The 8,655-nt window shown below is 44.3% G+C and carries 10 protein-coding genes; 7 read left to right on the top strand and 3 right to left on the bottom strand.

Annotation, left to right across the window (positions count from 1 at the left end; all coding sequences use genetic code 11):
* Window positions 1-52: 52 nt before the first annotated feature.
* On the top strand, window positions 53-526 hold the full coding sequence (locus QUA13_RS23415) for a hypothetical protein (RefSeq protein ID WP_333202358.1): 474 nt from the start codon (window positions 53-55) through the stop codon (window positions 524-526).
* A gap of 189 nt (window positions 527-715) precedes the next feature.
* Entirely contained in the window at window positions 716-1,816 is a 1,101-nt protein-coding gene (cax, locus tag QUA13_RS23410; RefSeq protein ID WP_333202360.1) for a calcium/proton exchanger, read from the top strand.
* A gap of 136 nt (window positions 1,817-1,952) precedes the next feature.
* On the opposite strand, the gene QUA13_RS23405 is transcribed toward cax, so the two are convergent.
* Both QUA13_RS23405 and QUA13_RS23400 read right to left on the bottom strand, forming a co-directional pair.
* On the bottom strand, window positions 1,953-2,597 hold the full coding sequence (locus tag QUA13_RS23405) for a hypothetical protein (RefSeq protein WP_333202356.1): 645 nt from the start codon (window positions 2,595-2,597) through the stop codon (window positions 1,953-1,955).
* 201 nt (window positions 2,598-2,798) lie between these two features.
* The gene (locus QUA13_RS23400; RefSeq protein WP_333202355.1) at window positions 2,799-4,460 is read right to left on the bottom strand and encodes a DUF655 domain-containing protein; all 1,662 of its coding nucleotides are present in this window, start codon (window positions 4,458-4,460) and stop codon (window positions 2,799-2,801) included.
* A gap of 191 nt (window positions 4,461-4,651) precedes the next feature.
* On the opposite strand from QUA13_RS23400, the gene QUA13_RS23395 reads away from it, so the two are divergent.
* From QUA13_RS23395 to QUA13_RS23385, 3 genes are all read left to right on the top strand, one after another.
* Window positions 4,652-5,053, top strand: a complete 402-nt coding sequence (locus QUA13_RS23395; RefSeq protein ID WP_172187360.1) for a DUF7682 family zinc-binding protein — start codon at window positions 4,652-4,654, stop codon at window positions 5,051-5,053.
* Between the two features lie 81 nt (window positions 5,054-5,134).
* Window positions 5,135-6,325 (top strand): cysteine desulfurase family protein, encoded by a 1,191-nt coding sequence (locus tag QUA13_RS23390; RefSeq protein WP_333202353.1) that lies wholly within the window; start codon window positions 5,135-5,137, stop codon window positions 6,323-6,325.
* A gap of 156 nt (window positions 6,326-6,481) precedes the next feature.
* On the top strand, window positions 6,482-7,504 hold the full coding sequence (locus QUA13_RS23385) for a tetratricopeptide repeat protein (RefSeq protein ID WP_333202350.1): 1,023 nt from the start codon (window positions 6,482-6,484) through the stop codon (window positions 7,502-7,504).
* Between the two features lie 58 nt (window positions 7,505-7,562).
* Here QUA13_RS23385 and QUA13_RS23380 read toward each other — a convergent pair whose 3' ends face one another.
* Window positions 7,563-7,727 carry a hypothetical protein gene (locus tag QUA13_RS23380; protein ID WP_333202348.1) on the bottom strand — a complete coding sequence of 55 codons (165 nt, stop codon included), beginning with the start codon at window positions 7,725-7,727 and terminating at the stop codon, window positions 7,563-7,565.
* A gap of 133 nt (window positions 7,728-7,860) precedes the next feature.
* Here QUA13_RS23380 and QUA13_RS23375 point away from each other — a divergent pair, with 133 nt between their 5' ends.
* Both QUA13_RS23375 and QUA13_RS23370 read left to right on the top strand, forming a co-directional pair.
* A complete protein-coding gene (locus QUA13_RS23375) occupies window positions 7,861-8,073 on the top strand; it encodes a hypothetical protein (RefSeq protein WP_333202346.1) in 213 nt (70 codons plus the stop codon).
* A partial coding sequence (locus QUA13_RS23370; RefSeq protein ID WP_333202344.1) for a tetratricopeptide repeat protein occupies window positions 8,070-8,655 on the top strand: 586 nt, incomplete at its 3' end. The genes QUA13_RS23375 and QUA13_RS23370, both read left to right, overlap by 4 nt.

Genomic DNA, 8,655 nt, shown 5'->3' with positions numbered 1-8,655 from the left:
TGAATATTTGCCAAAATGGAATTACCGTGCTGTTCCGACAATTGAGTAGATAGTGAAGTTATTAAATTTTCATTCCTTAGGGATCGACAAAACCTGGGTGGCAAGTCTACTGGCTGTCAGCTTAGCCGTACCAGGCAACAGTTTTTTGCCTTTCACCGACAATGCGACTTTTGCTAGCGAAATATCCCAAACTAACGAATTAGAAAGAGCTCCTGACGGCAAGATAGTTCCCGTCAATGGCAAAGTCAATGTTAGATTAACAAATAAAACCAACGATCGACTATTTTATCAGGTAGCTGGACAGACTAACCGCCGCAGTTTAGCAGAAAATTCAACAGTCGCGCTGCCAGCATTGACACTACCAGCCTCAATTGTATTTAGGCGACCAGATGGCGCATTATTGAAACCCAGTTTGAAACCTGTTGGCGAAGGAACAGTAGAAGTAAGATTAGACGAGACGAATGATTTAGGTTTGGATAAAACATCTTTAAGGATTCGGAATGACGGCGGACTTTTTCTGAGATAGAAAACTGCCAAGTTTAAAAAATTAACTTTCATTAAATATCTGTCTGCGTTAATCTGTGTGCATCAGGGGTTAAAACGTCCGATCGCCCTTGCCCCAGGAATTGTCAGGCAACAGTTGAATCATGTAAACTCAACTTGGCGATCGCCCCGACAACTCGACCTCACACTGCCCTACACTATCCGAGTTCCTATGTCAATCAAAAAAATTCTTTCCATAGCGCTGTTAATTTTCATCCCCATTTCCATCGCCGCTGAGTATTTGCACTGGGGCTCCCTCGCAGTTTTCATCACATCCGCTTTAGGCATTATACCTCTGGCTATTTGGTTGAGCACAGCAACAGAAGAAGTGGCGATCGTTACAGGCCCCTCCATAGGTGGCTTATTAAATGCAGTCTTCGGCAATGCTACAGAATTAATTATTGCCATAGTTGCCCTGAAAGCTGGCTTAATTGACATTGTGAAAGCCAGCATAACCGGCACAATTATCAGCAACTTACTCTTAGTCATGGGATTTTCCATGCTGCTAGGAGGCATACGCTACAAAGAACAAGAATTTAAGCCAATTATCGCGCGGGTGAACGGTTCCACAATGACTCTAGCAGTGATTGCAATTCTGCTGCCGACAATGGTAATTTACACCTCCAACGGAGTCGAACCCGCAGCTATAGAGAATCTTTCCTTAATAACTGCGATCGTCCTAATTGCAGTTTACGCTTTAACTCTGCTATTTTCATTAAAAACTCACAGCTATCTTTACGAAGTCGGCTTACTAGAACTAGAGTCAGAAAATCCTCAAAATACAAAAGAGGAATCTACTACGCACAAACCTAATTTGTGGCTGTGGATAGGAGTGCTAGTTGCCTCAACTGTTGCCGTTGCTTTTGAATCAGAAATTTTCGTTGGCGTTGTCGAAGAAACTACGAAAGGATTGGGATTGACGCCGCTGTTTACAGGGGTAATTCTGTTGCCGATTGTTGGCGGCGCGGCAGAATATGTAACTGCGGTGGGAGTTGCGATGAAAAACAATATGGATTTGTCAGTTTCTGTCGCGATGGGTTCGAGTTTGCTAGTTGCTTTGCTGGTAGCGCCGGTGTTGGTGATTATCGGATTAATAATTCATCAGCCGATGGATTTAAACTTCAATCCGTTTGAAGTAGTTGCAGTTGCCATTGCAGTGACAATTGCCAATCTAATTAGTCTCGACGGGCGCTCTAATTGGCTCGAAGGAGTGCTGCTTTTAGCCACATATATCGTGTTAGGAGCAGCATTTTACTTTCACCCCATTACTTGAAGCAACAATTTTCTTGGAGGGGCAATCGTGCGTGGTTGCCCCTCTTCCTTGAAAATAACTTATCTTTTTTCTGATTTTTTATTTCTCTTTGTCTTCTGCCGTTAATTAAAGAAAATAATTTTAGGGATCAAAGTAATTACGGACAGCTACACTTTTGAACAGGAAAACACTGTCGTCTGCAACTTCTTTTTCTGCCTTTACGGTCGCGACAATCAGAAGTATCCCGACATTCTACCTTATCTTCACAAATTTGCTGACGGGGAAAAATACCCAAATTTTGTATAGACACTTCAGCGGTAAGCGCACCCTGGTCTATAACTTGATTATTTTCTTTAATTTCATACAGAAAATTATTTTTTCCCTCTAAAACCGAAAAAGTTCGTGTTTTGTGACTGTTACCCAACTTAAATCCAAAATCTTCGGAAAACTCACCTTTGTTGTAATCTCTATCTGTGTAAGGATAGGGGTTAGTTTCCATGCCCTCAGTCACATTTTTAATCACCACCCTTCTGTTAGGGCCGGGAGGAGTCTTGCTGGAAACAAATCGAGCGCTTTGCGAATCAGGGGAGATCGCAGTACCGGCACACGCACCTACATATTCAGTGCGCTTAAATTGAATCAAATTAATATTAAAACTATTTTCGTTTTTGACCCTAAATTGTGCTTCGTTAGTCTGCTGGGCGCTGACTGTGAAAGCTGCTAATGTCAAAAGAATTGCCCCCAGCAAAATAGCTATAAATTTAATTTGTGGCCTCCCCGTAAAAAATCTGGGCTGTTTCATTTCTCTCTACCTCTAATGTTAATAGATAGCCTTTTGTTGACAATTTATTATTTTAACTTGAGAGCAGATATGTTGTCAAAGTCGCTCGGATAGTTTTACAGTCAGGACTTTAGTCCTTGATGTTGAGCGGCGAAAGGAAAAACTGAAGTCCTGACTGCGAAATTGGTAGAGTCATGAATGTAGTCCTGAGTACGAACTTAACTACCAAGTTACTCGATCGCGCCATTTTTCTAATAGTTTTTCCCCGACTCCCTGCACTCGTTCTGCATCCTCCAAAGAGGTAAAAGGTTGCTGTTGCCGCGCTGCAATAATTTTCTGGGCTAACTTCGGGCCAACTCCAGGCAAAGTTTCTAATTCTTCCTGACTCGCTGCATTCAAATTAACTAACTTTTTACCAGGAATTTGAGGTTTAGCACTCGCAGATTTTGATACTGCTTGTAGTGAATCGCACTCTTTTTTCTTAGCGTCAATTTTCTGTTTAATTCGGGCGGGAATTCCCAAGATTGCACCTTTGTAAAGCCGATCGAACTCCCGCTCAAAATGGGCAGCAACTGTGGGACTCTCGATCGCCAGCAGCGTCTCGTCATTCCCGTGATTTGCGGCCTCACTCCAGTTGTGAGAACCTGTAAGCACCGTTTTGCCGTCCACAACGCCGAATTTGTGGTGCAGGCGATCGCCCATTGGTAACAGCGGCACTCCCACCGTAGTCAGCGGCTTTCTCCAAGGGCGATTGTCAGCTTCTAACTTGCAATCTTGGATGAAAGTCGCACCCATCATATCCAAACCTTCACTGTAAGAGCGATAAATAAAATTAGAGTCAATTAAAGCTCGCACCGCAACTCCTCGCGCAGCTTCAATTTCCAGAGTATTTGACAACCGCTGAGCCGAAAATACAAACAGTGCCAAATCAACCGACTTTTTCGCACTACCCAAAGTTCGATTTATCAAACCGTTGACGCTTTTTTCCCAAGGCAAAGCCGCAGTTGTCGGCGAAAATTGCACTGCAACTGTCGCATTCCCTACTCTCACTTTTTGTACTTGACGAAACGGCTTTTTGATGCCAAATTTGCTGTCCGGTTTGCCTCCGGGCCCGTCGCCCCACATCAGGTTAAATTCTTGAGTAAATAGTTGCGCTACTTGAGGATTTTCAATTTTCAGCAAATTGTTCGCATTGCCTCGACTTGCTGCTGTCTTGAAATCGCCGTGTATATCGCTTGTGGTAAAATTAGCAGAAGTGACGATTACGGTTTTGCCGTCAATTACCACAAATTTGTGGTGCATCAAATTGCTGCCTTTACTGCCGTCAGCAGTATCATCAATTACAGGAATTCCCGCATCTTTGACAATTACCAAAGCATCGTTTTGCTTGATTTCCTCGACCGTCAATTTACCGTCTTTATTGGTATCGGCAAGTTGGACAAATTCGCTATAACGATCGCGCTCTCTTTCCGGTAATTTCGCCAACTCCTGGGTTGTAAAATCGCTCCAAGGGCGACTATACATCTGTTCGACAATTAATCTCACTTTAATTCCAGATCGCTGCCGATCTGCCAAAACCCTCGCAATACCGGGCAAGCGAAACTCCTGAACTGCTACATCTAACGTCGATCCAGCGCTGGCGATCGCAACAGTGACCAACTTTTCCAAATCATCTCCAAATCTAGTTTGCTGGCGGTAAGGCTCTGTATAACTCGAAGCGATCGACTGATTGAAGTATACTTGCAACAAGGGGTCTTGAGGCAATGGAGCCAGACTCAGAGGTAAATTCTGCACGTCTTGCTTTGTTTGTCCACAGCCCGCCAGATTGATCGCCAGCAGCCCAGCACAACAGAAACCGAGTAAATGATAATACAATACAGCCACAAAATTTTAAAAAATATAGAGGTTATTAGCCTTCCGACAGTTCAAAGCTATGGGAGCAAGTAAAGTTACAACTTATTAAATTTATGCAAGGGAAGAGATTTTGCGTCTTGTAGAACTGCCTCGATGCCGGAAGCATCACTGGTAGGGTAGCAGCAATCAGGGGCGTGGGTCAAACCCGATACCCCTGCTTTATGGCTAAAAGAAAAAGAATTTTTCCGTGCGGTCACAAAGGATATGGTAAAGCGTGCCATCGCTGCACGCAAGAGTTGGTAGCCCAGCAGCATTACGTTGAAGAGCTGGCAGAAAAACAAACCAAAAAACAACGGAGGGAAGCATCATTTGCTAGAGATATCATCGATCTCAGAGGTCTGCCAGACCACGTAGTCACTAAAGCTCGCGCCATTATAGCAGCTTTGGGAGAAAATAAGAATTACAGAGATTTCGGCGGCAAACGCCTGCGTCACAACCGTTTGATCGTCAGTATTCCTGTAACGCGCAACTACAGAATGCTTTGTGAAGATTGCGGCACTTTTTTAATTCCCCAAAAAGTTCTGTCGCACGAAGACTACAACGTCTGCAAACCAGGAAGTTAGTTATTGGTTATTGGTTATTGGTAGCCACTCACAACAGTCAACAGTCAACAGTCAACATTCATTAATTAGTTATTTAAAATCATGCAAATTTACCTCGACTATAGTGCCACAACGCCACCGCGCCCAGAAGCGATTCAAGCCATGCAAATAGCCCTGACTCAGCAGTGGGGCAATCCTTCCAGCTTGCACGAGTGGGGACAAAGGGCGGCGACAGCTTTAGAATTAGCGAGAATGCAGGTTGCTAGCTTGATTAACGCGCTACCGGAATCGATAATTTTTACCAGTGGCGGCACTGAAGCGGACAATTTGGCAATTATGGGAATTGCTCGTCTTTATACAAAGCCGCAGCATATTATTATCTCCAGCGTAGAGCATTCCGCAGTAGCAGAACCGGCGCGACAACTCGAACAGTTGGGATGGGAAGTGACGCGCCTACCGGTGGATAAATTTGGGCGAATTCATCCTTTGGATTTGCAAGAGTCGCTGCGATCGAATACAGTGTTAATTTCAATTATTTACGGACAAAGCGAAGTTGGGACGCTGCAACCAATAGAGGCCTTGGGACAAATTGCGCGCGATCGCAATATCATGTTTCATACCGATGCAGTTCAAGTTGCCGGCAAGCTGCCGATTGACGTGCAGAAATTGCCCGTAGACTTGCTTTCGGTTTCCAGTCACAAACTTTACGGGCCGCAAGGTGCGGGGGCGCTTTACGTGCGTCAAGGAATAGAATTAGTGCCAATGTTGGGCGGTGGTGGCCAAGAATTGAAACTGCGTTCCGGGACGCAAGCGCTGCCGGCAATCGTCGGTTTTGGGGTGGCGGCGGAGTTAGCTTTGCAGGAAATAGATGTGGAAACGCCGAGGTTAATTGGATTGCGCGATCGGCTTTTTGACCGATTATCCCACGTACCCAGTTTAGTACCAACAGGCGATAGATATTGTCGGCTGCCGCACCACGTCAGTTTTTGCATCGTCTCCCCCTCCTGCCGCCCTTATCAAAAGAGAGATACAGGGCGAATCACAGGCAAAACTCTGGTGCGGCAGCTAAATTTAGCAGGAATTGGCATTAGTTCCGGTTCTGCTTGTAGCAGCGGGAAACTAACTCCCAGTCCGATATTATTAGCAATGGGATATGACGAAATCGGTGCAGTTGGTGGAATTCGCTTAACTCTAGGACGAGAAACAACAGAAGCTGATATTGATTGGACAGTAATTGCGATCGAGCAAATTTTGGATAGATTAATGCCCAAAGTAGCATTGTGCAGGCCTTAGAAAACCGGGCGGTTTGTCTGCACACACAAGCTAAGAAACCGGGTTTTTTCCGATATCTTCGCTTCCGATCAAAAATTGTCGCAAAAACCCGGTTTCGGGCCACCCACGCACAACCATGATAAAATAAATCTCGATATTATTCGCAACTCCCCAACAATGGAAGAAAACCGCGCCCAAGCCTACCTAGAACTAATTCACACCCTGCTGAATTGCCCCAACGGCGAAGAACCGCAGATATTACAAGATAACTCAGAATTGTTGGATGTCCACTTTCTGGAAACTTGCGAGTTGGTAGCAGAAAAAATGGCACAGCAAGGAGGACAAAACGGCGCTAATTTCCTGCGGAATCTAATCGCTCAGCTAGCACAATTAATCGATATCAACGATGGCGATAACTCCGAAGCTGAAAATCCCCAAGAGTATGGAAACTTTATTCTAGAATTATTGCAAGCAGAAGATGGTAGCAATAGCAATACAGGAGTAATTCACTCCATGCTAGCTGAACGAAAACATCTCCTCAATGCTCGTTTTTCTGACATTTTAGAGCAAGTAGTCGAGAGGTTAGTCGGTGGGGAAAATGCAAAAACTGTTGATTCAATTGTCAGTCTCGTTGAAGACTTGAGCATTAATATTAGTAATTTTTCCGGTGGGAATAGAGCGGATAATATTGAAATTGCCCTTGCTGCTTATCAACTTGTTTTAAATAATCGGCAACCCGGAAGCCAAAAGTTTGCTCAAACTCAAAACAACCTAGCTGCTGCCTACATTACCAGAATAAAGGGCTCGCGGGCCGAAAATGTGGAAATGGCGATCGCCCTTTATGGCGCTGCTTTAACAGTCTATACTCTTGAGGCTTTCCCGGAAGATTGGGCTAGGGCTCAAAATAACCTAGCTGCTGCTTACGCCAACAGAATCAACGGTTCGCGGGCGGAAAATATCGATCGCGCGATCGCATTTTTTGACGCTGCTTTAAGTGTTCGTACGCCCGAACAGTTTCCTGAAGATTGGGCAATGATTCAATATAACCTAGGTAATGCCTATTATGACAGAATCAACGGTTCGCGGGATGAAAATCTCGAAAAGGCGAGATCGTTTTATGAAGCAGCATTAACAGTATATACCCGTGAGGATTTCCCTGAATATTGGGCAATGATTCAAAAGAAGCTGGCTAATGCCTAAAGTGAGGCCGCTTTAACAATCTCAGAAACTGGGTTTTTTCCGATATCTTCGCCTCCGATTAAATATCTTCGCAAAAACCCGGTTTCTCGCCACCACGCACCATCTCAGAAACCGGGTTTTTTCCGATATCTTCGCCTCTGATTAAAAATTCTCGCAAAAACCCGGTTTCTCGCCATTTGGAGAATTGGAAAACGGTCGATCGCTCCCTAGCACCTTTTGCCATAATTAGGCTAAAATAAATTCACTCCAATTATTAGTTTGTCATACCATTAATTGTGTAGGGGCGGGTTCGCCAACCATCTCTAATGAGTACCAACAATTGAAATAAACCCGCCCCCTCCCAACGACAAATTCCCGTGAAGCGAAGCTATCCCGTAGGGAATCGCACTTTCGGGAAAACCGGAAAACGGGCGATCGCATTTGTAGGAAAATTGGAAACAAGCGATCGAATTTCTTGCGTGGGGTTGGGGCGGGTTGATCGGGATTGTTTGTGGGTATTAAAGATGGTTGGCGAACCCGCCCCTACAGCAATTATGCCAACGCTATCAACTATTAAATATAACCTATGAATGAAAACGGCGATCGAGTTCACTCCGAAGGTGAAGATTCCCAAGAATATGCAAAATTTCTCATAGAATTATTGGAAGCAGAAATAGAATTATTGCAAGCAGAACAAGATAGCGATAGCGATATTAAAGTAATTTACCCGATACTAAAACAACGGCAACATCTCCTCAATGCCCGTTTTGCCGAGACTTTACAGCAAGTAGCCCAGAGGTTAATTGCCGACCAAAATCCAGAAGCAATTAAGTTAATTGTCGCCCTAATTGGAAATTTGAGTATTGATATTAAAAACTTTCCCCTTGGCAGTAGAGCGAATAATATTGAAATTGCCATTACTGGTTATCAAATAGTTTTAAACAATCGGCAACCGGGAAGCGAAAAGTTTGCTCAAACTCAAAATAACCTAGCTAATGCCTACAGTGAGAGGATAAACGGTTCGCGGACCGAAAATCTGGAACGGGCGATCGAGTTTTATCAGGCTGCTTTAACTGTCTATACCCTTGAGGATTTCCGTGAAGATTGGGCAACGACTCAAAATAACCTAGCTGCTACCTACCGTGATAGGATAAAGGGTTCGCGGGCAGAAA

Origin of the sequence: Microcoleus sp. S28C3, assembly GCF_036700785.1 — a bacterium.
Classification (GTDB): Bacteria; Cyanobacteriota; Cyanobacteriia; order Cyanobacteriales; family Microcoleaceae; genus Microcoleus; species Microcoleus asticus.
The sequence above is the reverse complement of the archived record's forward strand: the minus strand, read 5'-3'. Positions and strand labels throughout refer to the sequence as shown.